The organism is Dysgonomonas termitidis (genome assembly GCF_054657735.1).
Genome location: NZ_BAAHYD010000001.1, coordinates 928445 through 954882, shown reverse-complemented (window position 1 = coordinate 954882; position 26438 = coordinate 928445). Strand labels below are relative to the sequence as shown.

At 40.6% G+C, this 26438-nt stretch carries 23 protein-coding genes and 1 riboswitch; of the genes, 14 read left to right on the top strand and 9 right to left on the bottom strand.

The genetic code is table 11. The features are described from left to right. Positions 1–110: 110 nt before the first annotated feature. Complete coding sequence (locus ACYQ3L_RS03710; protein ID WP_379993953.1) at positions 111–287, bottom strand: hypothetical protein; 177 nt, start codon at positions 285–287, stop codon at positions 111–113. Between the two features lie 13 nt (positions 288–300). Further along, positions 301–675 (bottom strand): hypothetical protein, encoded by a 375-nt coding sequence (locus ACYQ3L_RS03705; protein WP_379993954.1) that lies wholly within the window; start codon positions 673–675, stop codon positions 301–303. Here ACYQ3L_RS03705 and ACYQ3L_RS03700 point away from each other — a divergent pair. The 13 genes from ACYQ3L_RS03700 to ACYQ3L_RS03640 all read left to right on the top strand — a co-directional run bounded on the left by ACYQ3L_RS03700 (position 675) and on the right by ACYQ3L_RS03640 (position 9567). Continuing rightward, positions 675–821, top strand: a complete 147-nt coding sequence (locus ACYQ3L_RS03700) for a TrkA C-terminal domain-containing protein (RefSeq protein WP_379993955.1) — start codon at positions 675–677, stop codon at positions 819–821. The two genes, ACYQ3L_RS03705 and ACYQ3L_RS03700, sit on opposite strands and share 1 nt — an antisense overlap. 178 nt (positions 822–999) lie before the next feature. Then, positions 1000–1212 carry a hypothetical protein gene (locus tag ACYQ3L_RS03695; protein ID WP_379993956.1) on the top strand — a complete coding sequence of 71 codons (213 nt, stop codon included), beginning with the start codon at positions 1000–1002 and terminating at the stop codon, positions 1210–1212. Next, a complete protein-coding gene (locus tag ACYQ3L_RS03690) occupies positions 1187–1540 on the top strand; it encodes a tRNA lysidine(34) synthetase (protein WP_379993957.1) in 354 nt (117 codons plus the stop codon). The genes ACYQ3L_RS03695 and ACYQ3L_RS03690 overlap by 26 nt, the downstream gene beginning before the upstream one ends. Then, positions 1500–2168 (top strand): phosphoadenosine phosphosulfate reductase domain-containing protein, encoded by a 669-nt coding sequence (locus ACYQ3L_RS03685; RefSeq protein WP_379993958.1) that lies wholly within the window; start codon positions 1500–1502, stop codon positions 2166–2168. Before ACYQ3L_RS03690 ends, ACYQ3L_RS03685 begins: the two co-directional genes overlap by 41 nt. 105 nt (positions 2169–2273) lie before the next feature. Beyond that, positions 2274–2627 (top strand): hypothetical protein, encoded by a 354-nt coding sequence (locus tag ACYQ3L_RS03680; RefSeq protein WP_379993959.1) that lies wholly within the window; start codon positions 2274–2276, stop codon positions 2625–2627. A 5-nt stretch (positions 2628–2632) separates the two neighbouring features. Continuing rightward, the gene (locus ACYQ3L_RS03675; RefSeq protein WP_379993960.1) at positions 2633–3283 is read left to right on the top strand and encodes a hypothetical protein; all 651 of its coding nucleotides are present in this window, start codon (positions 2633–2635) and stop codon (positions 3281–3283) included. A gap of 173 nt (positions 3284–3456) precedes the next feature. Beyond that, a complete protein-coding gene (locus ACYQ3L_RS03670) occupies positions 3457–3984 on the top strand; it encodes a hypothetical protein (protein ID WP_380002147.1) in 528 nt (175 codons plus the stop codon). Then, entirely contained in the window at positions 3981–4376 is a 396-nt protein-coding gene (locus ACYQ3L_RS03665; protein WP_380002149.1) for a ribonuclease H family protein, read from the top strand. The genes ACYQ3L_RS03670 and ACYQ3L_RS03665 overlap by 4 nt, the downstream gene beginning before the upstream one ends. Positions 4377–4451: 75 nt before the next feature. Continuing rightward, positions 4452–4655 carry a hypothetical protein gene (locus tag ACYQ3L_RS03660; RefSeq protein WP_380002151.1) on the top strand — a complete coding sequence of 68 codons (204 nt, stop codon included), beginning with the start codon at positions 4452–4454 and terminating at the stop codon, positions 4653–4655. A 75-nt stretch (positions 4656–4730) separates the two neighbouring features. After that, positions 4731–4997, top strand: coding sequence for an HU family DNA-binding protein (locus ACYQ3L_RS03655; RefSeq protein WP_380002153.1), 267 nt, complete (start codon positions 4731–4733; stop codon positions 4995–4997). An 86-nt stretch (positions 4998–5083) separates the two neighbouring features. Beyond that, a riboswitch (cobalamin riboswitch) is annotated at positions 5084–5276 on the top strand. 467 nt (positions 5277–5743) lie between these two features. Next, positions 5744–7975, top strand: coding sequence for a formate C-acetyltransferase (pflB, locus tag ACYQ3L_RS03650; RefSeq protein WP_379993337.1), 2232 nt, complete (start codon positions 5744–5746; stop codon positions 7973–7975). 58 nt (positions 7976–8033) lie between these two features. After that, the gene (gene pflA, locus ACYQ3L_RS03645; RefSeq protein ID WP_379993338.1) at positions 8034–8750 is read left to right on the top strand and encodes a pyruvate formate-lyase-activating protein; all 717 of its coding nucleotides are present in this window, start codon (positions 8034–8036) and stop codon (positions 8748–8750) included. A gap of 28 nt (positions 8751–8778) precedes the next feature. Next, complete coding sequence (locus ACYQ3L_RS03640) at positions 8779–9567, top strand: formate/nitrite transporter family protein (protein WP_379993339.1); 789 nt, start codon at positions 8779–8781, stop codon at positions 9565–9567. Between the two features lie 76 nt (positions 9568–9643). Here the strand turns inward: ACYQ3L_RS03640 and ACYQ3L_RS03635 are convergent, their stop codons facing one another. The 4 genes from ACYQ3L_RS03635 to ACYQ3L_RS03620 all read right to left on the bottom strand — a co-directional run bounded on the left by ACYQ3L_RS03635 (position 9644) and on the right by ACYQ3L_RS03620 (position 19931). Next, a complete protein-coding gene (locus ACYQ3L_RS03635) occupies positions 9644–10987 on the bottom strand; it encodes a DEAD/DEAH box helicase (protein WP_379993385.1) in 1344 nt (447 codons plus the stop codon). A 138-nt stretch (positions 10988–11125) separates the two neighbouring features. Continuing rightward, positions 11126–13159 carry a hypothetical protein gene (locus tag ACYQ3L_RS03630; RefSeq protein ID WP_379993340.1) on the bottom strand — a complete coding sequence of 678 codons (2034 nt, stop codon included), beginning with the start codon at positions 13157–13159 and terminating at the stop codon, positions 11126–11128. A 424-nt stretch (positions 13160–13583) separates the two neighbouring features. Further along, positions 13584–17576, bottom strand: a complete 3993-nt coding sequence (locus tag ACYQ3L_RS03625) for a hybrid sensor histidine kinase/response regulator transcription factor (RefSeq protein WP_379993341.1) — start codon at positions 17574–17576, stop codon at positions 13584–13586. A 711-nt stretch (positions 17577–18287) separates the two neighbouring features. Next, the gene (locus ACYQ3L_RS03620; RefSeq protein WP_379993342.1) at positions 18288–19931 is read right to left on the bottom strand and encodes a family 43 glycosylhydrolase; all 1644 of its coding nucleotides are present in this window, start codon (positions 19929–19931) and stop codon (positions 18288–18290) included. 56 nt (positions 19932–19987) lie between these two features. On the opposite strand from ACYQ3L_RS03620, the gene ACYQ3L_RS03615 reads away from it, so the two are divergent. Continuing rightward, positions 19988–20134, top strand: coding sequence for a hypothetical protein (locus ACYQ3L_RS03615; protein ID WP_379993343.1), 147 nt, complete (start codon positions 19988–19990; stop codon positions 20132–20134). Positions 20135–20149: 15 nt separating this feature from the next. Here the strand turns inward: ACYQ3L_RS03615 and ACYQ3L_RS03610 are convergent, their stop codons facing one another. The 3 genes from ACYQ3L_RS03610 to ACYQ3L_RS03600 are packed head-to-tail and all read right to left on the bottom strand — an operon-like array spanning position 20150 to position 26420. Then, a complete protein-coding gene (locus tag ACYQ3L_RS03610) occupies positions 20150–21142 on the bottom strand; it encodes a DUF4973 domain-containing protein (protein WP_379993344.1) in 993 nt (330 codons plus the stop codon). Between the two features lie 19 nt (positions 21143–21161). Further along, positions 21162–23252: a RagB/SusD family nutrient uptake outer membrane protein gene (locus ACYQ3L_RS03605; RefSeq protein ID WP_379993345.1), complete on the bottom strand. Its 2091-nt coding sequence runs from the start codon at positions 23250–23252 to the stop codon at positions 21162–21164. A 12-nt stretch (positions 23253–23264) separates the two neighbouring features. Further along, positions 23265–26420 carry a SusC/RagA family TonB-linked outer membrane protein gene (locus ACYQ3L_RS03600; RefSeq protein WP_379993346.1) on the bottom strand — a complete coding sequence of 1052 codons (3156 nt, stop codon included), beginning with the start codon at positions 26418–26420 and terminating at the stop codon, positions 23265–23267. Positions 26421–26438 lie beyond the last annotated feature (18 nt).

Here is a 26438-nt window from a genome sequence, read left to right as displayed (position 1 = left end):
CTTTTTAGGTAGTTGGTATTTCCAACATTTTTATAATCTCCGACTCCCTCCCTATAAAGTATCTTCCCCTTAATCTGAATGAACGGTATCTTCCCCGTGTCTCGCCAATCCTATAAGGTGCGGGACGAAATATGCAGCATCCCGCAAACATCTTTATTCGTCAGGTACTTTTCACCGTTCAGGTGTGGGGTGCGGTTTTTCAGGGCTTGCCCGATGGTATCTAACAGTCCTTCCAAAGCCGTAAAAAACGAAGTGATTTCGTTTGATTTGTTATCCAATATCTCCATAGCATTATTTTGTTTAATTACGCATATAATAGCCCCAAGACGATAGATTCAACACATCCAACCGTGCATCATAAGCGATGCTTAGCTGCATAGCTGTCATACAACTGTTCAAACTGTTTATAAACCCGTTCATAATAGAAAATATTCCAGGTATTTGGGGTAAAGTCCTGGCCACCGTGTTGACGCTTACATACATGGCCCCGTTATTACGCGCTATAATAATGAAGAAAAACAGGTCGGACGAGTTCCGGAAATTGTAGGATAAACAGTCCTCGAACCACGTGGCCCTGGTTATCCTTATCTTATTCCGTGTAGCCTTGTGTTTCTCTGTCGTTATATTCGAATTGCATATACTATTCCCGTCTTCATCCATAACGGCAATAATCATTGCTATCGCTTAGTATAGACCGGGGAAACGAATCCATACCGAGTTTCAACGCGGGCTTCGTATTCCATGAAAGCGATGTGGTATGGATTGCCGGGGAAACGGATAAGTTAGCGTCATTTGAAGCCAATATCAACAAGCTGTTTTAGTTGAGAAAAATTTATTTTTGACGGGCTTGCTTCTTATCTCATATTTTAATAGCAGAAAGTCCCGATTACCTCAAATCATATTTAAGGACGAAGTCCTTTAAGTCTTAAATCAGAGTTAAAATAACCGGATAACAACAGGGTAACCAAAATTGGTTATCCTGTCTTATTTTTATTAGATATGGCAAAAACATTAGACAAGCGTATAAAAAACGTAATGGGGAGCAATATTCTGGCTCCCTTTTTTATTATTGAAGGGCTGAATATAACCAAGCAGGTTATAGACCAATTACCCGATGACCAGTTATATAAGCAATTCGGGGGATTGTACCATGCACAGGATATCCGTAACTTCTACAAAGCCATGCATGAAAAGCTCAATGACAATTCCTGACTTCGACCTGCACTCATATGATAAGTATGTTGTTTGCTTTAGCTCTGGAAAAGACTCGATAGCAATATTTTTGTATTTACTTGATAATAAGATTCTTAAAGAGAAAATAGAGCTATGGCATTCAAACGTCGATGGTATAGGTAAAACCTTTTTCGATTGGGAAATCACACCGGACTATTGCAGGAAATTCGCAGCAGCATTCGGGGTAAAGATATACTTCCAGTGGAAAGAAGGAGGGTTTAAGCGGGAACTACTCCGGGAGAACAGCCTTACCGCTCCGGTCTGCTTTGAAATGGAAGACGGTACAATCGGGAAAGAAAGCGACTAGGCGGAAATTCCCCCAGCAATCTCCGGATTTGAGTGTACGCTGGTGTTCAGGTTACCTTAAAATTGATGTCTGCTCATGTGCAATCCGCAACCAGGAACGGTTTAAAGGTATCCGTACCCTTGTCCTATCAGGAGAAAGAGGGGAAGAGTCTCCGCAACGGGCTAAATACCCGGTCTTTGAGCCGGACAGGGCTGACCTCAGAAATGGAAAGGCTTTTCAGCGTCATGTTGACCGCCTGCGCCCGGTCCGTGACTGGAAAGAGGCTGAGGTATGGGCTATAATTGAGAAATACAGGGTACGGGTACATCCCTGCTATTATATGGGCTGGGGACGCTGCTCGTGCAAATTCTGCATTTTTGCCAACCGGAATCAGTTCGCCAGCGCGGCAAGGATTAGCCCGCTTATTGCCGTGGAAATAATCGATTATGAAATTGAATTCGGGTGTACGATAAACAGGCAATATGATTTACCTGCATTAATTCAGACAGGGACTGCTTATAAATCAATTACAGAGGAATTAATTGACCTGGCAACAAGCTATAATTATGACCAACTGGTAATAATCCCGGAATCAGAACCATGGCTCCTTCCAGCTGGCGCATTTAGTGAAAACTGCGGGGTTCCGTAATTACGGCCTGCATACAAACATATTTTTATTACAAGGGCTATTATTAAGTAAACCCGGTTAACGCCATTTACTCTCTGGAATAATAAACAAAAAACATTCTTGCAAATGAAAAAAAATCTATCCGCATCCGATATTCAGGTACTGGAAGGCCTGGTAAATATTCCGGAAGATATACTTCTAACTTTGAATAATCTTGGTTTAATCGATACGTCTTCTGTACTAAATATCATTATCAGAAATGAATATCAAACATTGATTAAAGATGGCTCCTGCCTCAAAAAAGATGCTGTAATACTTTTGGGTAAGAAGTACGGCATATCAAAAAGCAGTATTGAGATAATTGTCTACAAAAAAGAAATGAATAAAAAGAAGCAATGCCCATCCTGTAATAAGGAGGTATCGAAGTACAAATACCTGAAGAACGACGGGCTTTGCGATAGTTGCAACCTTAAAAAATAGAGATTATGCAGAATAACTGGCCGGAAAAGGATTACAGGCTGGCAGTGCTATTGCGGATATGGTGGTGGATTCCGCTCATATTCGTTATCGCTACCGGAGTGATTAAGGATTGTGCCGGCAATGGAATAGACCCGATGGATGACAGTATCCTTAAAAATACCGGAATTGTCGGGCATGTTATGGTAATGGACAGTACCTATAACGGATTCAGGGTCGTTTATGTGACAGCGGGACCTGTGACGGGAGAAAGGCTTGAAGAAATAAAATCGAGGGAGCATATTACCGGGGCGTTTGAAAGGTTACAGCATGATGCACCCGTCCATTTCGGAAGCCTGCTTGAAACGGATATCTATGACTTTGCTGTCTTTGCAAAGAAATACGACACGGATAAAGACATCAAAATCCACAATATATTCGTAGAAGGCCCACAGAAGAAGAACTTATACCTCGGGCCAAATCCCATGATAGAAAACCCGGCCGTATGGATCGATGAAAATACGGACCAGGGGGTACAGTACCTGAAAAGCGACGATATTTATTTCCTGTATGATAAGCCCGGCAGGATTTACAGGTATTGGAAATGCCGGGGAATCCATTCGATGTCCGCTACCGACGAGCGTTTCAGCCACTTTTCAGAAGACGAAAGGATCCGGTAAAAAAGATATGCCAACCCTGTATATATTGGTAATCCCCGCTAAAAAAATAACAGTAGAAATATTTGTTCCCATAGTTTAAATAAGGTATTTTTGTTTTGATATTTTTGATAAAATGATTGGATTATAGATTATTAACTGATTGCAATAGATTTCATATGAGGTAATTAAGAAGTATGGCAATTGAAACCTCGCAAATCAAATTTGCGGAATCGGAAAAGACGGGGGAACTTATCGGATTTGTATCCCGGCATTCCAAAACAAAGAAACTGAAGGGAGTCCGGGAGAACTCGACATTTGGAAAAAAGATCTGTGTATTATCAGGGGATTTAAAAGGAACAATCATACCCAATATCTTATACGATGTGGAACTTAAAGCGATGCACCGGGGCAATGGATACGTTGTCGTATCGGCCCGGCCCAGGCAATTTAAAGCCCGGATAGAAAAAGTGACCGTACCGAAAGCCATCTACAGGCTGAAAGTCACATTCGGCAACAAGACGGTCTACTTTGACCCGAAGCATGGCAAATCGGATTCAAGCCGTACCCTGGAGGGAGTTCTCGATATATTAGCTTCCCGCGTTGACATAGAGGAGCCGGATTCAGTGCTTGCTGAATTTAAGGAGGAGGGGATAGCGCTTATTAAACAGATGGAAGCCGATGGATTTTTAGTACCGAAGTCGAATAAAAACCAACGGAAATGAAACGTCCATCGAATGGAATAGCTACAGACGCGGCCCATTCCACAAAAAACAAACTGACCCGTTACCGGGGAATCGACCTTAGTACCGGCAGGCAAATCTTCCTGGAGGATTTAGGTAACCAAACGGTGAATATAGGCGAGTTCCTGGGTGTGGTTGCGGCTGTAAAATATATCATCGAAAATGATTTCCATCCCAGGGTTATTTACACAGACAGCATTACGGCTATAACCTGGTTTAACAACAAAAGAACGGCATCAGGGAAGAGAAATACGGAACTGGAGAAAGCCGGGGTCTTTTTGAAAGTGTTTTCTGCAGAAGTAGATAAGATTGATGTATTGCACTGGAAAAATGATTTATGGGGGGAAACTCCGGCGGATTTCGGATGCAAATGATAAGATGTGAATATTGTTAGACCGGTGCTTTCCTGTCTTTCCTGACAGGAAAGCACGCTTATTTTAATGATTACTATGGCAAAGAAAAAATCGGAAATAGATAAACTGGTAAGCTTACCGGAGAAAGAATACCTGGAGCTGCTGGAAGCCCAAATGACTCTCAACGCGTTGAAAATAGCGGGAGTGGAAGAGCTTCCCCTGTATAAGGGTATCAAAAGCATTATAGAAGACGGACGGGTGGAAATACATAATAAGCCCATACAAAAAAGATACAGGTGAAATTAATCTTTATCTTTGTAAGCATCCCGGAACAGAGAAGAAAAAGGGGCCGTATACAAAAACAAATAAAACCGAATGAATAAGAAGCAACTGACAACCCTGGCCGCCAGGAAAGCCGGGGTATCCCAAAAATATATAGCCGACAGCTTAAACCCGGTATTGGAAACTATTATAGAAGTATTGTCCGGAGGGAACAATATCACCATACAAGGTTTCGGGTCATTTCAGGTAAAGACAATGAAGGAACGCAAGTCAAGAAATCCGAAGACAGGAGAGTTGATTGTCCTTCCGGAAAGGAAGGTTGTTAAGTTTAAGCTGGCAAACGGAAACCAGGTAAAATGACCCGCTTTCTATCCTACCTGTACCTGATGCGAATTATTCTTCTAAATTAATTCATATTAATTAGGATTAGTTTTGAAATTTATCCTACCTTTGTCAACTGTTTTGGTGCCACTTTCTGCATTCGTAGATAGTGGTGAAGAGGGAATCAGGTGCAAATCCTGAACAGACCCGCTGCTGTGAGTTCTTAATAGTTTTACACATTCTTATGCCACTGGATAAATCCGGGAAGGCGTGTAAAATGGAACGAGTCAGAAAACCTGCCAGAGCAAATTTTGTCAGGTCTTTTTTGTGTCCTACTTTTTTATACGTGGAAATTACTCTGGTAAAGTCTATGTATCCGGAATACAAAAAAGGATTGTCTAAAGAGGTTTTATGAAGATAAAGCTGTATACGCTTATTATTGTATGTTCATAGTATTAAACCATGCCTAAGTATGGTCTCATGTATGAAATAGTACTATACGATACAAATAATTGCTTATATTCAGATAGTTATATCTTTGACTTCTATTGTCAGAAGACCTGCCAGAATTGATCAATTAAAAAGCTTTCGGGAAATAAGGCTTGAGAACCATAAAAAGATTCTCTCACTACAAGGTGAGGATTCATTATTATTTTTTCTGTTTCCTTAAGTTCCGAGAGCCATGTTTATTCTTTTTTAGAAGAAATTGGGCATGCTTTTTGTGATATATCTATATGTCCGGTTTTTAATTATTGAAACGCCAAGTTGAATTTAAATAATAACAAATGGAAGCATATAAAGATTTTAAAGGGACCAAGTGGAAAGAAAAAATCGATATAAATGATTTTATCTTAAAAAATTATACAGAATATACAGGAGATGAATCTTTCCTGGAAGGCGCAACAGATGCCACTACAAAGCTATGGAATAAGCTAAGCGAGATGTTTAAGGTTGAAAAAGAAAAAGGTGTTTATGACGCTGAAACCAGAATTCCTTCTCAGATCGATGCTTATGGCGCAGGGTATATAGACAAGGATCTGGAAAAAATAGTAGGTGTACAGACAGACAAACCTCTCAAGAGAGCTATCTTCCCTAACGGCGGGCTTCGCATGGTACAGCAAAGCCTTGAAGAATACGGCTACAAACTCGATCCGGTTACAACAGAAATATTTTCCAAATATCGTAAAACTCATAACGAAGGTGTATTTTCGGCATATACCGACAGTATCCGCCGCGCCAGAAGCAACGGCTTATTAACAGGCCTGCCCGATGCATACGGACGTGGTCGTATTATCGGAGACTATCGCCGTATTGCTCTTTATGGTGTAGACAGGTTGATTGCCGAGCGTGAAAAGCGTTACAAGGAATGTGACCCTATCGTTATGACAGATGATCTGATCCGTCTTCGGGAAGAACTGAATTCACAGATACAGGCACTGAAAGCCCTGAAACGCATGGCTGCTGATTATGGATTCGACATTTCAAATCCCGCGACCAATGCTCAGGAAGCTATCCAGTGGACGTATTTTGGTTATCTGGGAGCTATTAAAGACCAGAATGGCGCAGCAATGAGCCTGGGACGTGTGACCACCTTCCTCGATATTTACATCGAACGGGACTTAAAAGATGGCATTATCACAGAGAAAGAAGCTCAGGAGATGATCGACCATTTTGTAATGAAACTCCGTATTGTTCGCTTCCTCCGTACAAACGAATATAATGAACTATTCTCGGGAGACCCTGTCTGGGTTACCGAGTCGATCGGCGGAATGACCAATAACGGGCGTACGATGGTAACCAAAAACAGTTACCGTATGCTGCACACCCTCTATAATTTAGGCCCGGCACCGGAACCGAATCTTACAATCCTGTGGAGCGACCGATTACCTGAGGCATGGAAGAAATACTGTGCGAAGGTATCTATCGATACATCTTCTCTCCAATACGAAAATGACGATCTTATGCGTCCGCAACTGGGAGATGATTATGGTATTGCATGCTGTGTATCGCCAATGCGTATCGGGCACCAGATGCAATTTTTCGGAGCCCGTGCCAACCTGCCGAAAGCATTGCTTTATACTATCAATGGAGGTAAAGATGAGAAAACAAAGGCTCAGGTATTGCCTAAACACTGGGTAGAAAAGATTTCGGGCGATTATCTCGAATTTGACGAAGTATGGGAAAAGTTTGACCGTACCCTCGACTGGGTTGCCGAGACTTATGTGAAAGCACTGAATATTATCCATTATATGCATGATAAATACTCATATGAGGCCCTCGAAATGGCTCTGCATGATGTAGATATCGTACGCACACAAGCCTTTGGCGTATCCGGCCTTTCTATCATCGCGGACTCGTTTGCCGCCATAAAATACGGAAGAGTACGTATTGTAAGGGATGCTGACGGAGATGCGGTAGACTATATACAGGAAAAAGATTATGTTCCTTTCGGAAACAATGACGATAATACAGACCAGTTTGCCATAGATATAGTGGAGACGTTCATGCAAAAAATCCGTAAGCGCAAAATGTATAAAGACGCGATCCCGACCCAGTCGGTATTGACTATCACATCTAATGTCGTTTATGGCAAGAAAACGGGAAATACTCCAGACGGACGCCGCGACGGAACTCCTTTTGCACCGGGTGCTAATCCGATGCACGGACGCGATACCAGAGGAGCCGTAGCATCATTGTCATCGGTAGCTAAACTTCCGTTCGAACATGCAAACGACGGTATATCTTATACATTCGCCATCACTCCTAATACACTGGGTAAGAACCGTGAGGAAGAGGCTCAGAACCTTGCAGGACTGATGGATGGATATTTCTTGCAAACGGGTCATCACCTGAATGTGAATGTGTTCGACCGTCAACTATTGGTTGATGCGATGGAGCACCCCGAGAAATACCCTCAACTCACAATCCGTGTATCCGGTTATGCTGTGAACTTCATCAAGCTGACTAAAGAGCAGCAGCTGGATGTTATAAACAGAACAATTACAACTACGTTCTAATCTCACATAAAGCTAATAAATCAGGCAGTTAGAAATTTTCTGCCTGATTTTCTTCAATATGAAAGGTCGTATTCACTCGTTTGAAACATTCGGCACCAAGGACGGGCCGGGTATCCGCTTTGTATTCTTTATGCAAGGCTGCCCATTGCGCTGTCTCTACTGCCACAACCCTGATACATGGAGGCCAAATGAGGCCAAATATGAACTGACACCTCAACAGGCTTTAGATGAAGTAATAAAAGTAAAAGCATTTGTTAAAGGAGGTGTCACTGTTTCCGGTGGGGAGCCGATGTTGCAGCCGGAATTTGTATTGGAGTTATTCAAACTATGTAAAACCGCAGGGATACATACCGCCATAGATACTTCAGGCTTTCTGTTTAATGACAAGACAAAGGAAGTTTTGTCCTATACCGATCTTGTGTTATTAGATATCAAGCATATAAATCCCGATAAATACAAAGAGCTAACTGCCAGACCTCTTGAGCCTACCCTCAACTTTATAGAGTACCTCGCCGAAATAAATAAACCGGTCTGGTTAAGGTATGTACTTGTCCCTCATTTCACAGATAATGAGGAAGATTTGCATGAGTGGGCCCGGTACGTAAGTCAGTTCAAAAATGTGGAACGCGTTGATATCCTGCCTTTTCATCAGATGGGAATACATAAATGGGAGCAGATCGGACAAGAATACAAGTTGAAAGATATAAACCCTCCATCAAATCAGGAATTGAACAAGGCGGAGGTTATTTTCAAAAGCTATGGACTCAATGTATAATCTCTATTCTTAATTTAAGAGACAAATAATGAAAAACTACAACACTCCGAAAGAAATCACCGCGGAGTTTGCCAATTCAGGCATTTATAAAAGCGATTTGCCATTATCCAAATTCAGTGTGATAGCCATACTCGGAGGAGTATTTATTGCCTTCGGCGGATTGCTCTCGGTTATGGTTGCAGGGGGAATACCCGGAGCAGGTGCAGAAAATCCCGGACTGATTAAGTTTATCGCCGGAGCGCTTTTCCCTGTCGGGCTTATTATAGTATCCATCACCGGAGCAGATTTATTTACCAGTGACTGTACAGCGTTTACACTTCCCCTATTGGAGAGAAGGCTAAAGACTTTTACTCTCATTAAGCTTCTTATCCTCTCTTATCTATTTAACTTTATTGGCTCCCAGGTAGTCGCTTATCTGCTCTCGTCAGGAGTCGGATTATTTGACAAGGACCCCTGGCAACATTACCTGCATCACTATGCAGAAGTAAAGGTAAACCAAGACTTTATGACCGTCCTTATCAAAGGAATCGGAGCCAACTGGCTGGTTTGTCTGGGAATGTGGATGGGATATGCGGCAAAAGATATTATAGGAAAATGTATAGGTATATGGATTCCTGTCATGCTCTTTGTCACTCTGGGTTATGAACACTCCATAGCCAATATGTTCTTTATTCCTGCTGCAATTTATTCGGGTGCGGATATTCTTTGGCGTGATTTTATTCTCCATAATTTAATTCCTGCCACACTGGGCAATCTTATCGGAGGGGCTGTTTTAGTCGGATGTGTCTATTGGTACCTGTACTCAAGAGAAAAATGATCTTCAATATATTAAGATAACAGGCATTTACTTTATAAAGTAAATGCCTGCTTTTTATTCTTATGATTAGTGCCAATCAGTCAATATTCTTTATAACATTCCTCGCCAACTCTATCTTATATCTCTTACCTTTCATTTTTTCATCCTTAATATTAGACAAAAGTGTTTTCACAGCCGGAAAACGGACAGCTACAAAAGAGATAAAGTCTTTCACTTCTATCAGCCCCAGATCGGCTTTATCCAGCTTTCCCTTCTGCAAAAAGAAGCCGACAATATCACTTTTATTCAACTTATTCTTCTTTCCCCCACTCACATAGATTGTTTTGTATCCGGGCTTCTTCGGTAAAGGTTTTCCTGCTTTTAGTTCTAATATATCCGTATTTTCAGGGATGTAGTTCGGAGTTTTATCTTCTTTATACAATACAATATATGCTGTACCGGAAGCATGCATACGAGCTGTACGACCATTGCGATGAACAAATTCACTTTCTTTGGATGGAAGATGGTAATGAATTACATGTTTCATCTCCGGAATATCCAGTCCTCTGGCGGCTAAGTCAGTTGTAACCAAATAATTCAGGCTGCCATTCCTGAATTGAACAAGTATTTTTTCCCTGTCGTCCTGATCCATCCCTCCGTGATAATATCCGGCCTGTATTCCTTTCTTATTCAATAAATCACTGATGCGTTCCGCTACTTCCCGGTGGTTACAGAAGATAAGCGCCGGCTCGGAATCGAGGGAACATATAAGCTGAAACAATGATTCTATCTTGTCCTTTTCCGGCGACAGTACAAGTTTAATAGAAAGAGTATCGTTCTTTTCTTCTTGTGTATAATCAAGAATCACAGGTGATTCCATCTTTACAAAATCAGGTATCTCCACATCGGATGTTGCGGAAAGTAAAACCCTCTTCTGCAAGTTTGGGAATTGGCTGATAATCGTATTCATATCATCCTGGAAGCCCAGTTGCAGGGATTTATCGAACTCATCCAATACTAATGTTTTCACAGAACCGGGATTAAAGGATTTCCGCTCCAAATGATCTTTCAGTCTGCCCGGTGTTCCTATAAGTATAGCCGGAGGATTACTCAAATTATTAAGTTCCGTCTCAATGAAATGCCCTCCATAACAAACATTCACTTTAAATCTTGTTCCCATTTTCTTCCAGACCTGTTCTATCTGGAGGGCTAATTCACGGGAAGGGACAATAACGAGGCATTGCACGCTTTTTACATCTTCCTTTAATAACCGGAGAACAGGCATTAAATAAGCAAGTGTTTTTCCTGAACCTGTAGGAGACAACAGGATCGTATTTTGTTTATTAATGATCGTATCCCGGGCAGCAATCTGCATTTGATTCAGAGCTTCAATTCCCAGATTAGATAATATGCTGTTTGTTTGATCTTTTGTTTTCATTATGCAAAGGTAAGGTATTAACCAATCAATAAAAATTAATAGCATATTTTTCAATACTACGTATATGTACAAATAAATAACCAGCCCATCTTGTATATTCAACATACAAGATGGGCTAAACTATTTCATTAATATACCGCTCTATTTTCCTTTCAGAAGAAACTCTTCGGCTCTTTCGGGACTCATCAGCTCCCACAATGAAGCTACAACCCATCCCGGAGCAAAGATGTCATTATAAAAGCCTTTACCATTTTTACCATAATCCCAATTCGTATGCTGCACTACTTCAGGATAATAACCGGTTTTAGCAACACCACACATATGACCTTCATACGGTAGTAACTGCCCCATAGACGAACGTATAACCTTGATAAAGTTTTCGAAACGAGGTTCCTTAAATTCTATTGAGAGCCAGTCTAATACTGAACCGAACTCAAAAATGAATACATCGATATGATTGTTCTCAACAGATACATTACCCCATCCGCGGGTCTTTAACCCGATATCTCCCAGCATTTGACCTTTGGCAAAGGGAACATCCCACATGTAGTACCACGACAGGGTAAAATATGCGGCCTTCCTGCACAGACCGGCGTAATATTGTCTTTCCTCACCTTTCGAGATAAGCGCTAAATAATAGGTTGCAGAAGCGGCATACAAAGAAGCTTCTTTATCTTCACAATTGGCATCGAGAGTAGATGAAAAATAATCTGCCTTATCTATCAATTCTGTTTTCAGATACTCGGCTGTCTTCTTCGCACTCTTCAGATAGTTGGCGTCACCGAAATATTTATATGCCATCACCAGAGGCAGAGTTGCTGACGGAGTGCTACCCCCGCTCTTATCGACAATACTAAAATCATCCTTAAATTTACGGGGAAAACTTCCATCTTCATTTTGTAAACGAAGTACCCTATCCAAAATAGTTTTTATGCGGGCTTCCCATTCCGGATGCTTTCGCCCTTTGTCCTTCTCGTATTGCAGATAATGAAACATCGCGTATATACCCTCCGACTGCCTGCGTATGCTGAACACATCGGTTTCTTTTCCTGCATCCTGATCGACATATTCCCGGAAAAAACCATTTTTAGTAAAACCATATTCTAAATAGCTTGCAAATACTGAATTGCTATTATTCACCAGATCAGACCGCCCATTCATCTCTCCATATTCATAGGCATTGAATGCATTGAGCAATACCCGCCCGATAAATCCGACCTCTGCAATTCCGTTCTTTTTACAAGTGGCAACCATAAGATGTGCTCCGGAAGAGAATTTCAATTCTTTATCGCTAACAAAACTGTCGGCAAAATACGAAACTATTGTTTGTTTCATCTTTTCGGGAGTAAAAGAGTATTGAGGGTCGAGCGGCTTTGGCTGGTAAGTATCGTAGCTATACTCCCACACCTGCTTCATAAAATCTGAATAATCGGCAGCTTGCCCCATAAACACTTCCCATTCCAAATTGATCGTTTCTCCCTTCTTTATTTCCTGAAAAGCTTCTATAGCCGGAGCTAATGTCAGTTTCCGGATATAGCTTTTAGGTGTTTCCTGAAAAGGATAACCGAACGAAAGGTTTGCATTGCCGTTTATTTCCTCAAATCCGGTGTAGCCCAGAGAGGTTCTCCCCGAAACAATGACCTCACCTTCTTTATGGGTTGTCAGAGCATCATACTCAGGAAGATCGATACGTGCTACAGTCATATACATCCCGCTTTTCTCATTATAGATACCCGTGAGCGGAGTACTCAGGCGGTCTTCCCTCACCGTCCAGCCGGACGATGTGTGAAACGAAGGAGCTTCCTTCGGAGACAGTAAATTGCGGCGATACCAGAACCCGGGCATCAGAAACTGGCAATTGGAATGTATATATCCTGTGGATATATTCTGTGAATACTTAAAGTATGTATCTTCATCGGCTGTGACAGATACTTTGATCCGGATTTTATTATCCGTTTCATTTACTTGTCCGGATATATGCAGAGGCAATGGTTTGCCGGGTTCCATACTATATCTTCCGTTACCGGTTTCATTTTTTCTTAACTTATAGCTGACTGCAGGGTTACCCGGAACTTTTACGGATAGGCTTGCGTCCAATCTGATGGGATGCCCGACGGCATAACTCGTACATACAGCCAACAGGCTGATGCAAAAAATAAATAATCTTGTTAACATATATCAATTATAAGGTTTGAATCCTCCGATGTTTTTCGAAGGAGCTATTAATTTTTCTCTTTTTTAAGAACAGAAATCCGGGGAGGTCGTGATGGGGGTATGTTTCGCGCGTGGTATAGCCCGTATATACGGCCCATAGGCTCTTGCGGAAAGTAAATAATCTTGTCGACATAAATATATCAGTTATGAAGTTAAATTCCCGGATTTTATTATCTGACAGGCCTTTTGCAAACTTGCTTTCACAAAAAGCGATCGAATCCCGTATAAAGTAATATTATCAATCAGTTGTACTCTTTTAATAGTCGGAATCGAAATAGATGTTTTTCAAAATGTTTAGCGAATAAATTACCCTGTAAAGATGGAAAATATGAGACAGGCAATACGACATAATTATGCCAATTGATACAACTTTTGTTTCATGGATTCAATCTCCATATATTTGCTTCCTGGTATTAGCAAAATCTTTGGGTAATATACCAAATTGCTTATGAAAACATTTGGCAAAATATGAAGGTGAATTGAATCCGACCAAATAACAGACCTCATTAATACGGCTGTTTCCGGCAAGTAATAATTCAGCTGCTTTTTTTAGCCGTTCGAGACGTAAATATTCATTCGGGTTCATATTCAGAATCCCTTTAATCTTTCTGTAAAAAACAGACCTGCTCATATGTAAAGTCTCTACCATATCATCCATATTAAATTCGGGGTTATCAATATTGTCCAATATAATTTCATTCATCTTCTTAAGGAATTCTTCATCAGCCTTGGTAAATGCCATAGAATTGGCCGCTACAAGAGGAGAATTGGCAAAGGCTTCTTTCAGCTTTGTCCGATTATGTATCAGATTCGATGCACAGGCTTTCAGGTATTCTACCGAGAATGGTTTTTCAATATACATATCTGCCCCTGCTTCCAATCCCTCTATCTTGGACTGGAGAGTCGTCTTCGCGGTAAGAAGAATAACCGGTATATGGCTATAATCTATATTTGACTTCAGTATCCGGCACAACTCAAACCCATCCATATGAGGCATCATAATGTCTGTTATGATCAGATTTACAATATTGTAGTCAAGCACATCCAACGCTTCTTTTCCATCTACGGCGGTGAATACAGTATATGCCGAGAGTTGCCTTACAATAAAGGTCAACAATTCCGGGTCATCTTCGACAATCAGAATCGCCGATTTTGAAGAAGGGTCTTCCGGTTGGACTATAGCGGGAGACAAAGATATTTTATCATCATCGTCGGCCCTAACAGGCAATAATAAACAGAAGCTGTTGCATCCGGTACAGTCTTCGATATATAAACGACCTTGATGAAGTTGTGTCAGCGAACGGGATAAAGCCAAGCCGATTCCTGTACCAGGCAATGGTTTCGAAGAGGTGAGGTCGTTGAGCCTGACAAAAGGTTTGAAGACTTCTTCCCGCATATCCGGCGAAATAATATTACCATCATTTTTTATAACTACCCGCAGGTCTCTTTTTTCGTCATTAAGATCTAATTTTACTTCTATATATGTATGCGCGTACTTTACGGCATTACTGAACAGGTTACTGATAATTTTGGTAAATGCCTCTTTGTCTATATGAGCATACAAATCTTCATCCGGTAGATGGAGAACAAAACTCAGATTCTTTTGTTGGGCCGACAGCTTGAATTGCAGGTAACAGCCCCGCATTATTTCAGAGACATTGCATTCGATAAAATTGAGTTGAAGACCTTTGCTCTCCACTTTCCGGAAATCGAGTAGCTGATTTGTCAGATTCAACAAACGTTCTGTATTGTGATTCATTATATTTAAATCTTCCCTTATGGCATCATCTATACAACCGGCAAGAAGAATGTTTTCCAAAGGCCCCTTAATTAAAGTCAGAGGAGTTCGTATTTCATGTGCAACATCTGTAAAAAATCCGATTTTAGCATCATAAATCTCCAGGGCTTTCTGCTGTTCAAATTTTTCCATCTCTCTCCGCTTCCTCATTGCTGTGCGCTTCTTTAGATTATAAACAGTATAATAAACAAGGGTGACAAATATCAAAACATACAAGATATAAGCCCATTGCGATAAATAGAAAGGAGGTAAAATCCTGATAAAAAGAACTTTCTCATTTTCTAATGAAGGACTTGAGGAATCGGAAATTTTCAGCCGGAATATATAATCTCCGTATCTGAGATTTGAGTAATTGATCAGCGGGCTTTCGGTCATAGACAGCCAATCCTTATCGAATCCTTCCAACTTATATTTTAGAATATTTGTATGGGGTGACAGGTAACTCAGGGCAGCCACCCTGAAACTGAACGAATTTTGTTTCGAATTGAGAATAAGACTATCTGTATATATAATACTTTTATATAAAGGTGATTTCTCCTCCCCTACAATAACTCTTTTATTATATATTAAAAAATCGGTTATAACCGGAGTCGGTTTATATTTACTTTCAGAAAAATCTTTAGGATCGAATTTTATAAAACCATCTATACTCCCCATAAAAAGGCTTCCATCCTCAGATTTAAAGCCAGACCTGTAATTGAATTGGTTACTCAGGATTCCATCTACCACCGTATAGTTTTTTATAAAGCTATCTATTGGATTAAAACATATAAGTCCCCTGTTGGAGGTGATCCAGAAAAGGCCTTTATTATCTTCCACAATCTGATATATGACATCGTTAGGCAAACCATGCCGTTCGTCATATCTTATAAAGGTTTCTGTTGCCGGGTCAAATCTGCAAAAACCACGGCCTTGGGTGGTAATCCATATTTGGTGCCGGCTGTCTTCAAATATACTTGTCACCTTATTGTAAGGCAAGCTCTGCTCATCTGTTTCGTCATGCAGATAGTTTTTCCATTTCTTTTTATTTATATCATAGCAGAAAACCCCATCAGAATAAGTCGCCAACCAAAGGTTGCCATGTATATCTTCCTTGATATCGTATATGAATTTATCATTCAACTCCCAAATTTCGGAAAAATCGTCAGAGGCACCATTGTACTTAAGCAACCCAAATAAAGTGCCCAGGTATATAGTTCCGTCGGATGTACGCAGCATGGCAAAAATATTATCATCGTTTAACGAATTAGGCGAACTCCCTTTATTATAGGATTTTATATGTCCTGTTTTTCGGTTTATCACCTTCACTCCTTTCGAAAATGTGCCTACCCACAGGTTATCGCCATCGGGCAAAAGACATTGAACATTGGAAAAAGCTCTACTGGCCTCAAAAAACGAGATCTTATTTGTTTGTGGATTATAGTAACTAAGTCCCCCGTCTTCCGTACTGATCCAGATAAGCCCCGAAGAGTCGGCACAAAACTCCCTGACTCTTTTCCCCCTCAGGCCATTCGAGGAATCTGTAGGATAATATTTGTTGAAACGTGTATATTGCTTAGGATAATAATTCAATCCGCCGAAATATGAGCCTATCCAGATGCCTTCTTCCCTATCCTTGCATAAACTGTAGATAGCATTGTCCGACAAAGAATAAGGATCGTAAAAGGAACTTTCCAGATGCAAGTAATTATTGGTCCGGAGATTATAAATATATATACCCGATTCGGTTCCCAGCCAAAGTTCATTATCCGAATTTGCCATTATGTCGCGAATGAAGATCTTCTCATGGCTATTATCTATTAACAGTAAATCACGTACTTTTCCCGAAGAAATACTAAGTTCTTTAAGGCCTCCTTTTACCGAACCGATATATAAGCAGTTATATGCTCCCTGAATGATTTTAAGGATGACATCATTTCTAAATACTTTTTCTCCCTCGTCGCTAATAAATTCATTAATGGTTTTCAGATTATCTTTCGAATAGAAGAGCCCTTCCCTGTAGCTTCCCAGCCATAAAACTCCATTTCTATCTTCTTTAAGGCATTCAATATTGGATGAGATATTATGTTTTTTGAGATCATAGTTCTTGAGTAAACCAGATTGTACATCATAACAGAAAATCCCCTGAGATTCGACAGCGATCCAAATATATGATCCATTCCCTTCTATAGCCGATATAGTCTTATTAATAACCACTTTGTTATCGGCCTGTAATAAAAACTGGTTAAACTGCTCTGTATATGGATTATACACATATATGCCGGCATCCGTCCCCACCCATATTTTACCCCTATTATCTTCATGTAGTACCTTTATATAATTATTGCCAATACTGTTCTTATCGAGAATATCACGCTTAAATGTGCGGAAAGAAAAGCCATCGAACCGGTTCAGTCCATCCTTAGTTCCTACCCAGAGAAAGCCTGTACGGTCCTGCAATATAGCATTGACTGTGTTCTGCGACAATCCTTCCTGTATCCCGTAATGGCTAAAATAATATTGCGTCGATTGGGAGGAAAGATATGTAAAAAAAGAACACAGTGACAACAAGAGTAAAAACTTCAGAGTATCCAATCTCATAACCTGATATAGATTGTATATTAGCTATTTACGTTTATTTTATCCAGATCCATCCAGATTGATAAGAGATTTTCCAGTAAGATAGTCCGGATATTTTTGCATTTTAAATGCAGACTTTTCTAAAAGAGTTATTTGATTATTACATTTTCCACATTTCTATTCATCGCCAGTCTTTTTAGTCTTCACTGTCCGATATAAAAAATAAGGCAAGGAAATTTATTTGGTTAACAATATGGCGCAAACGACCTATACGCAAATGTATTGCTATATATCATCCCAAAATGAAAATTTCATCTCATATAATGAAATTTTCATCCCATGCCAATCCAAAACCATCAACTCTTCAAAATTGAGGACTAATAAATAATACGAATTCGTATTTACGGGATATTATTAACTGAACCGTCTCCCAATAATTTTTAATAAGGATATAAATATAAGACAAAAAATACTATACATAAATGGTGAATTATTATTGTTTATGCCTCTGGCGCGCAAAGCTCGATAGCAGGATAAAATTATACTAAAAATAATTGTATGTTTTCAAAATACTTTATCTATATATAGCTATCGACATACCGTTCTTTGAAGTATTGAAAAAAAAGGATTCCCTCCCGGTTTTGTGAAAAAGAGTATAGAGTCGTCCTAACATTCAGGCGGACAACTCTATTCATATAATACCCATTTTAAGAACGGCTCATATTCAGGCGTTTATTCAAAAAACGGGATAAGGTTCATTGAATATGATGGAGTACCGTTACCGACTATCGGCCATTCGTCATTATCCCACTTTACCCTATCCAGCATAAGGTTGCGTTGACTGCTGCCATTATCTATATAGGCATGATAGAGCATCCAGTCTACTCCATTGTCATCGGTTACGATTCTCGAATTATGCCCCGGCCCGGCAAATGTACCATCTCCTTTTACAACAATTGGTTGGTAATTAGACGGATTCCATGCATCAAATGTTTTCATATCTGTTCCCGCCCTGTTCAGATATGGGCCCGTAAGGCTTTCAGATCTTCCAACCATTACTTTATATGAACTGGTCATACCTTCGCAGCACGCTCCGGTAGATACGAATAAATAGTAATATCTACCTCTTTTATGAACATAAGGTGCCTCGAAGGATTTACCGGCAATCAATGTTTTCTTCGTTAAATCTTTCACAGCCATGCCATCTGACGTCAATTCTGTCATATATATACCATAGAAGCTTCCCCAGAATAAATAACGCTTGCCATTTTCTTCAATGAAACAAGGATCGATGGAATTATGAACCCCTATTTCTGCACTAACAAACAGTTTTCCATCAGAATTGCCTGCCGACGGCACAAAAGGCCCTTCAGGCTTATCAGAGACTCCCACTCCTATACCGCATGTAGCACCTCCGCCCCATTTGGATATAGCGTAATACATCACATATTTTCCATCATAAAAATTAATGTCCGGGGCCCACATCCCGGTATCATTCACATTATCATCAGTGAAATCGGGCCGTTTATTAAATACCTCGCTCTTACTACCTCCAATGCGGGGCCAATTTATGAGATCAGTAGATCTATAGCCCCTCACAATACCGGATGTCACATATAGATAAAATTCTTTTCCGACACGGATAACCGTCGGGTCAGCGTAACTGCCTACTATGACCGGATTTGTCAAAAAGGCCTCGTTACCTTGCTTTAATGTAACTGTATATTCTTTTGATGTGCCATCCTCTCCTTCTATGCTGTATACGATGGGTTTAGTGAAATCGTGCCTGGCAGTTCCGCTCTTTTGCACTACTTTGTTTACTTTAACGATCGAGTTTTTTTCAGATGTAGTAAATTCCGGCTGCAAAGAGGTAATATCTATGTTTGACGGTATTACATTTTCATTCGAGATCTCCCCGGTTTCAGCATTTATTACGGGTTGATACTGTTCCATCCGTTTTTCTGGAAAAGTAAATGTCTTAAAGGTATTCGATAAGTCCGGTTTAGTTATTTTGACTGTATATGACTTTTGCCTGGTATCGCCTAAATAGAGATCATAGACACATTCCGTCGAAAAGTCGTTTATATTATTTCCGCTTAGTTGTACCTTACCGTTGACTTTGAGAATCACATCTCCGTTATTTACTTTAAATTCGACAAGTAATTCTTTTAGATTGACATATGCCGGGAGTTCTTCTTTATTGCTGATTGTATTATTCACATTGTCGACATGAAGCACATGATTAACTGACTTTTGATCCCATACTGAGAAATAAGTAATTTTTCCTTCAGAAATCTTATTTTCCGAATCTTTACACGAACATAGATATGATATGATAATAATCAGAAACAGCTGATATATAAATATTCTTTTCATAAATTTTTCAATTAAGGGCAGTTTATTTAAATCGGGTTGAGCAAATTGTCACCTGTATGATTGTCTTTAGTCTATCCGAAGACGAAATAAGACTGATAATCGTTTATGCGTTTACACCTTCACAGGCGTCATTCCACAAAACCAAATCTACAAAACTATATATGGGGCTATCTGCAAATAATCCGACAACCCCATATAACTAAAAGTAAGCTATCTCTTTACCATTGAATCTGCTGATCCTCATCTGGTATCAATGTATTCAACCTGCGTTGCATCGATAATATCCCACTCATTGAATATCTGATCGGGGTACCAGGGATGGTTGTATAATCATCAAATGAATAGTTTAAGTCGCCAAGATTAATATCTATTAATTTCAAGTAGGTTTTCACCGGGTCCATCGACTCGTCTACTGTATAATATGGCACACCTTCTACTTTCAGATTGATAAGCGGATTATCGGTATAAAGCTCCAATTTCCTTTTCCGGAGATCAACTCTTTCATCCGTAAACCTGGCATATATTTTATACAGTTTACGATCCAAAAAGTCTTCGGTCCTGAGACCGGCATAGAAGAAAATGGTCTCATCATCCACGACATAAGTCTTAACCTCTGACAAGTTCAAAGGGCGGGTTTTATCAGGCAGCAGATATATCTGATATAAAGTACCGCTATAAGTACCCGAGTAATCATTGAACGGATTGACCTGTAGCATAGCCCTCTGATAGTACTTATGATAATTAACCTGATAAGAAGGATCTTCCAGTATTTTCAAAGGCAACAGCCATTTATACGTCTGGTCCAGCCCGGCTAACTCAAAATCGATAGGAATAGTAGAAGTATATGAGCCGGCAGGAATACCTACCGATCCCGGCATTTCGTAATGTTTAGTTTCCAATTGCCTAAAATAAAGCTCTTCACGGTGTCCAAATGCTTCTTTATTTACTAAGACGAGTGTATCCGGGTCTAAGCCTATGTTTATAGTCCAACTCATATTGTTCATTTTCGAACCGCTCATAATCAGCGGAAGCTGATATGTCACTTTCCCCTCTGCTTTATAACGTACATAAATAGGTGTTACTCCAAGAGTATTAGGATTCGCTTTGAAAGAGACAAAATTTTCATATTGCTCATCTTCCCATTCATTGTTGCATGATGTACAGCATATCGCTGCAAACATGGCAAAAAAGAGATAATATATATATTTCATATTTTTCGGATTATAAAAATTATTCAGGAGTAGTCCACCCTGGATTTTGTACCAGTTTAGGGTTATTTCTCAATTCTTTATGATTAATAGGTAACAACCACATTCTGGTGGCAAATATCGATGGCAATGAAGGCACCAGCGTAGGGATATGGAATTCTACGGCCAGATCTTGAGTTGCATACGCATTGTATCCGTAAACCTGAGCTGCTTCTTCAAATGGAGCATCACACCAACGACGGAGATCGAAATAACGGTGTCCTTCTGCGAACAATTCAATTTGACGTTCACGTTTCAATTTGATTCTGAATAAATCAGAATTGCCATATACATCTTGCGAATAGTCCGGAACTCCTGCACGCATACGGATAGGCCGGATAGCCCTCTTTAATTCATCGGGAGTGCGTTTGATTGTATGTTCTCCGTTCCCGTTCCATGTAGGTATAGTATATTGTCCATTCAGTTCATTCACCGCTTCGGCATAGATTAACAATATTTCTGCATAACGAATCGCCGGATCTACTTTTTTTGTGAATCTGCTTTTATCATAGGAAGTAACCAATGTGTTGCTTATATCCTGCGGACTTACATATTTTTTAATACCGATACCGGTACGCAGCCAGTAAGTGGCATTCGTATAACCGTTATCACCTCCACGATAATAAAATATCGGCAGATTGGGTTTCTCGTCTGTCGCCTGGTTATAATTCAGGAAATTCCATGTGCTTCCATTATAAGCTACTGACGCATAAAAACGGGGTTCGCGTCTTGCAAACTGTTTAGATACTCCTACGCCTTTTTCACCTAATTCCGGATAATTCGCCAGCTCCGATGCTGTAACAAAACCTGTTTCACGCGGATTAGTATTATAACGACCGGTATAGCCGGGTATAGCCGCATACATAGAATTCATGCCGGGGCAGTCCGTTCCGTCAGCCATATAATAAGCATCACATTGCTTTAGTGTCATACCGTGCGAGTTGTATCCCTTACCATGTTGACGCGGTAACTGGTGGAGCACCATAGTGGCTACGTCTTCCCCCGAACCATTCTGACCACGGGTGAAAATAAGTTCAGTCTGCATCAGTTCGTTGGCTGGCGTATCGCCATTGAATAATGAACGGTATGATTCGAAAGGATCTATGTCATTATAGCCATTCGGCCAGCTTCCGTTGACAAAATCATTATCATCGAATGGAGGAAGAGTCTTCGGATAAGCGATATCACCCTCATTCTTGACTTTCACATAATGTAAACTATAAATGCCCATATTCATCACATCCAGGGCAGCAGCTGCAGCCTTAGCCCATTTAGACTCATCGTAAGCCTCAGGAAGCAGGCGCGTACCATCTTTGTTTACTAAAACTGAAGCAATTTCAACAGGAGTCTTACCATTATATAACGGACTGGCGGCAAATAGCAGAACTTTGGCGCGGAGCGCCAATGCTGCTCCCCGATTGGGGCGGGCAATATCCTGCACCGGACGAATATCGGCAGGAAGCAGTTCTGCCGCTTTTATCAGGTCTCCAACGATAAAGTCCACACATTCATCATATGTATTTCTGGCTTGCGCTATCTCGTCATAACTTTGCATATAATCAACCGTACCGTCTTCTATAATAGGTATAGGGCCGAATAAACGTAGCATATACCAATAGAAATAAGCTCTTAAGAAGTAAGCCTGTCCTTTCAGGTCACGAATTTCCGAAACATTAAAAACCTTACTTTTATCGATGTTCTGCATGAAGATAGAGGCCTGACGGATTCCCCTGTAAGCATTTTTCCAGATAGGTTCGGTTTCGCCACGGCTACCATTTTCATTATACTGGCCGCTTTTCCATCTGGCATACCCTTCTGATTCATCACCAAAATACATGTCGTCAGCAAAATTGTAAGGAACACTTTTTTTACTGCTCACATCCTGTATCTGCCCAATACTCATAAAGTAATAAGCATCCGCCAGCCATTGATTTGCATAATCCCTGTTTTGGAAAACATCTTCTATAGACCGGCGTTCATCAAACAGATAGTCCGAATCCAGGTAGTCCGAACATCCGCCAAGGGTAAGGCTCAATCCAACTACAATAGATAAAATTATAATTATTTTCTTCATATACATTTATGTTTATAGTGAAACTGATACTCCTAATGAAAAAGTTTTGCTGAGCGGATATTTTTTCCCGTCCGAAGATCCCATTTCCGGGTCCCACAGCTTAAATTTAGAGAATGTAAGCAGGTTGGTACCGATAAAGAAAATACGTACATTACTCAGGTACAATTTATTTACCAAAGATGTAGGAAGCGTATAGCCTATATCCAGTGTTTTCAGACGCAAATAAGAAGCATCCCTGAGCCAGAATGTCGATTCCTGATAGTTATTGCTATTCGCCCCATAAGTAAGGCGGGGATATTCCGCATTCGGATCTTCATTTACACCCAATTGCCAGCGGTTTAACTTGGCCATATCATCCAATATATTTCCCCAGCCTTCACCTAAACTAAACATATGAACGGTAGAGCCTTTGATCTGAAAAGTGGATTTTCCTACCCCCTGAAAATGTACGCTCACATTAAATCCTTTCCATTGGGTAGAAACACCAAAGCCATAAGTAAGATTCGGTTTTGTTGTCGCGCCGATGGCTACCCTGTCATATTTATCGATTATACCGTCACCATTCACATCCTTGTACTTGATATCTCCCGGCATCACCTCTCCGAAAGTTTGTGTAGGACTGTTCCGTATTTCTTCATAATCTTTGAATAAGCCCAAGGCGATAAGACCACGGGCCTGATCCACGCGATGTCCTTTATCTTGTGTATATGAATAAATAGAGTATTCCTCATCTTTCGCCAGAATCTCGTTCTTGCTGTAAGTCATATTACCGCGTAGAGTCACATCGACATTTCCCAATTTCTCTTTAACGGCAAAGTTCCCGTCAAACCCCTGAGCTTTCACTTCGCCAACATTTGCCGAAGGATAAATATTTAAGTTGTCTGTTCCTATACCCACCGACCATGGAAGATATTGACGCCCCATATAGATCCCTGTACGTTTTTCGTGGAAATAATCGACTGTTCCCGATACTTTGTTGTTGAAGAAAGAAAAATCGACACCTAAATCCTGTTTAGTCGCTACCTCCCAGGTAACATCAGAAGATGCTACTGTCCGGTAGTATATACCATTATACGTCCTGTTATAGCCGTAGTCCCCGAAATTATAAGGATCTACCGGAACATTATTATTGTTATTAGTTTGTATAGAGCCATCGCTATTTCTCTTCCATCTCGTTTCAATCGTATACAGATAAGGGAAACGGGTACCGTCCAATGCATCTCTCCCTGCTTTTCCGTATGAATAACGGACTTTGAACATGTCCATCCAGGTGAATCCTTTCATGAAAGGCTCCTCTGAAATAATCCAGGCCCCGGAAATAGCGGGAAAGAAACCAAAGCGTTTTCCTTTGGCAAAGTTCTCAGAGCCTGTATATCCGAAATTGAAATCAATGAAATAACGGCTAGCCCAGTTATAATTAGCGCGTCCGGCTATACCTTGGTTACGTCTCGCTATCCCATTTTTAAGGTCACTCCCAATGTTTACTGTTTGTATTGTAGACGATTGAGTATATTTCAAGACACCACCAACGTTATGGTTGCTGAATCTGCGATCGTAGTGTAATTCCGCTTCAACAAATTCGTTCCGCTTCCCACCGGCACCTGAACCCTGCCTCATTTCCCGTTTATTCGCAATCTTCGTATATGTGATTTCGTTTGTAATCGGGTCACGGTTGGTAGCATAGTACATCTCCGGGAATTTAATACGGTTAATATAATTACTATTTTCAGTATCGTACCCGAAGCGTCCTGTAAAGAAAAGGCCTTGTGTAATAGAATTCAGATTTTGTTCCAGAACCAAACTGGTCTGGATATTGTTTGTCCAGCTTTCATTATACCCTGTCATTGTAGCCAGTGTCCACGGATTAAAACGGTCTATATTGGGATCGTCGGGTGTAATCGGCTTGCCTCTTTCGGTAATAGCCGGAACATATCCGTTAGAATACATCCGGGGAGCTGAAACCGGGTTATACCCAAACAATGATGTCCAGATTGAGTTACTCCCGCCTCCGGGGTCATTTTGCTTACGCAATGAACCAGAAACGCTTGCCTTCAGCAATGTAGTCTTTGTAATATCGATATCGATATTCATCCGGTAAGTATATTGCCGGAAGTTAGAATTGGTATTATAATCTTTCAAAGCCTTATCTACTTGGTACATACCCTGCTCGTTTTGGTAACTTCCCGAAACAAAGTAACGGGCTGTCTTCCCTCCCCCTCGCATATTTAACGAAACGCGCGATTTCCATGCTCCGTCGCGCAACAGAATATCCATCCAATCTTCGTTCGGATATAAATCTCTGTCCAGACCTAAACGAAGTATTTCCAGCTCCTCCGGCTGATAGAGTGCATCTTGATTACGCGTAACTTTAGCCTCGTTTGCCATAGAAGCATATGTATATCCATCTACAAATTCCGGGGCCTTAGTTAGCGTGCTATAGAATCCTTCTACCTTGGCATCAATCCTGATCTTTCCCTCATCCCCGCGTTTAGTGGTTACTAAAATAACGCCATTAGCTCCTTTGCTACCATAGATAGCAGTGGCAGAAGCATCTTTCAGCACTGATATCGATTCCACATCCTCCACGCTGACTTCATTAAAGTCGCGTTCGAAGCCGTCGACCAATACCAATGCCGCATTACTGCCTCCAAATGTAGAAATACTGCGAATCCAGAATTCAGAAGTAGTACCCGGTCTGCCATCAGCCTGCATTGCCATAATACCCGGTACCACTCCGGCCAAACCATTGGCCATAGATGAAGACGGATTTGATTTCAATTCCTCAACATCAACATTTGTAATAGCACCGGTGATCGCAATTTTCTTCTGTACACCCGTCCCTGTGACAACTACTTCGTTAAGTACACTTTTATCAGATTCTTTCATAGTGACATTGACAACCCGCTGGTCTTTCACTAATACCTCTACTTTGTCGAAGCCTATATATGTAAAAATCAGTGTATTGTAAAGCGGCATTTTAATCTTATATTTCCCGTCCACATCGGTAATCACACCCAATCCCGCTACATTACTTACAGATACACTAGCCCCTATTAAAGGCTCGTTATTCTCATCAGTCACAATACCGGTTACTTCTACAGTTTCCTGAGCCAAAACACTCACTGAAAACCCGAGTAATAAAATACATGTTAATAAAAAGTTTCTCATATCAATATGTGTCTTTCA

Bases quoted from the DNA above. Each gene is read 5' to 3' on its own strand.
- ACYQ3L_RS03710 (WP_379993953.1), bottom strand. From the start codon at position 287: ATGGAGATATTGGATAACAAATCAAACGAAATCACTTCGTTTTTTACG.
- ACYQ3L_RS03705 (WP_379993954.1), bottom strand. From the start codon at position 675: ATGATTATTGCCGTTATGGATGAAGACGGGAATAGTATATGCAATTCG.
- ACYQ3L_RS03695 (WP_379993956.1), top strand. From the start codon at position 1,000: ATGGCAAAAACATTAGACAAGCGTATAAAAAACGTAATGGGGAGCAAT.
- ACYQ3L_RS03690 (WP_379993957.1), top strand. From the start codon at position 1,187: ATGAAAAGCTCAATGACAATTCCTGACTTCGACCTGCACTCATATGAT.
- ACYQ3L_RS03680 (WP_379993959.1), top strand. From the start codon at position 2,274: ATGAAAAAAAATCTATCCGCATCCGATATTCAGGTACTGGAAGGCCTG.
- ACYQ3L_RS03675 (WP_379993960.1), top strand. From the start codon at position 2,633: ATGCAGAATAACTGGCCGGAAAAGGATTACAGGCTGGCAGTGCTATTG.
- ACYQ3L_RS03670 (WP_380002147.1), top strand. From the start codon at position 3,457: ATGGCAATTGAAACCTCGCAAATCAAATTTGCGGAATCGGAAAAGACG.
- ACYQ3L_RS03665 (WP_380002149.1), top strand. From the start codon at position 3,981: ATGAAACGTCCATCGAATGGAATAGCTACAGACGCGGCCCATTCCACA.
- ACYQ3L_RS03660 (WP_380002151.1), top strand. From the start codon at position 4,452: ATGGCAAAGAAAAAATCGGAAATAGATAAACTGGTAAGCTTACCGGAG.
- ACYQ3L_RS03655 (WP_380002153.1), top strand. From the start codon at position 4,731: ATGAATAAGAAGCAACTGACAACCCTGGCCGCCAGGAAAGCCGGGGTA.
- pflB (WP_379993337.1), top strand. From the start codon at position 5,744: ATGGAAGCATATAAAGATTTTAAAGGGACCAAGTGGAAAGAAAAAATC.
- pflA (WP_379993338.1), top strand. From the start codon at position 8,034: ATGAAAGGTCGTATTCACTCGTTTGAAACATTCGGCACCAAGGACGGG.
- ACYQ3L_RS03640 (WP_379993339.1), top strand. From the start codon at position 8,779: ATGAAAAACTACAACACTCCGAAAGAAATCACCGCGGAGTTTGCCAAT.
- ACYQ3L_RS03630 (WP_379993340.1), bottom strand. From the start codon at position 13,159: ATGTTAACAAGATTATTTATTTTTTGCATCAGCCTGTTGGCTGTATGT.
- ACYQ3L_RS03625 (WP_379993341.1), bottom strand. From the start codon at position 17,576: ATGAGATTGGATACTCTGAAGTTTTTACTCTTGTTGTCACTGTGTTCT.
- ACYQ3L_RS03620 (WP_379993342.1), bottom strand. From the start codon at position 19,931: ATGAAAAGAATATTTATATATCAGCTGTTTCTGATTATTATCATATCA.
- ACYQ3L_RS03615 (WP_379993343.1), top strand. From the start codon at position 19,988: ATGATTGTCTTTAGTCTATCCGAAGACGAAATAAGACTGATAATCGTT.
- ACYQ3L_RS03610 (WP_379993344.1), bottom strand. From the start codon at position 21,142: ATGAAATATATATATTATCTCTTTTTTGCCATGTTTGCAGCGATATGC.
- ACYQ3L_RS03605 (WP_379993345.1), bottom strand. From the start codon at position 23,252: ATGAAGAAAATAATTATAATTTTATCTATTGTAGTTGGATTGAGCCTT.
- ACYQ3L_RS03600 (WP_379993346.1), bottom strand. From the start codon at position 26,420: ATGAGAAACTTTTTATTAACATGTATTTTATTACTCGGGTTTTCAGTG.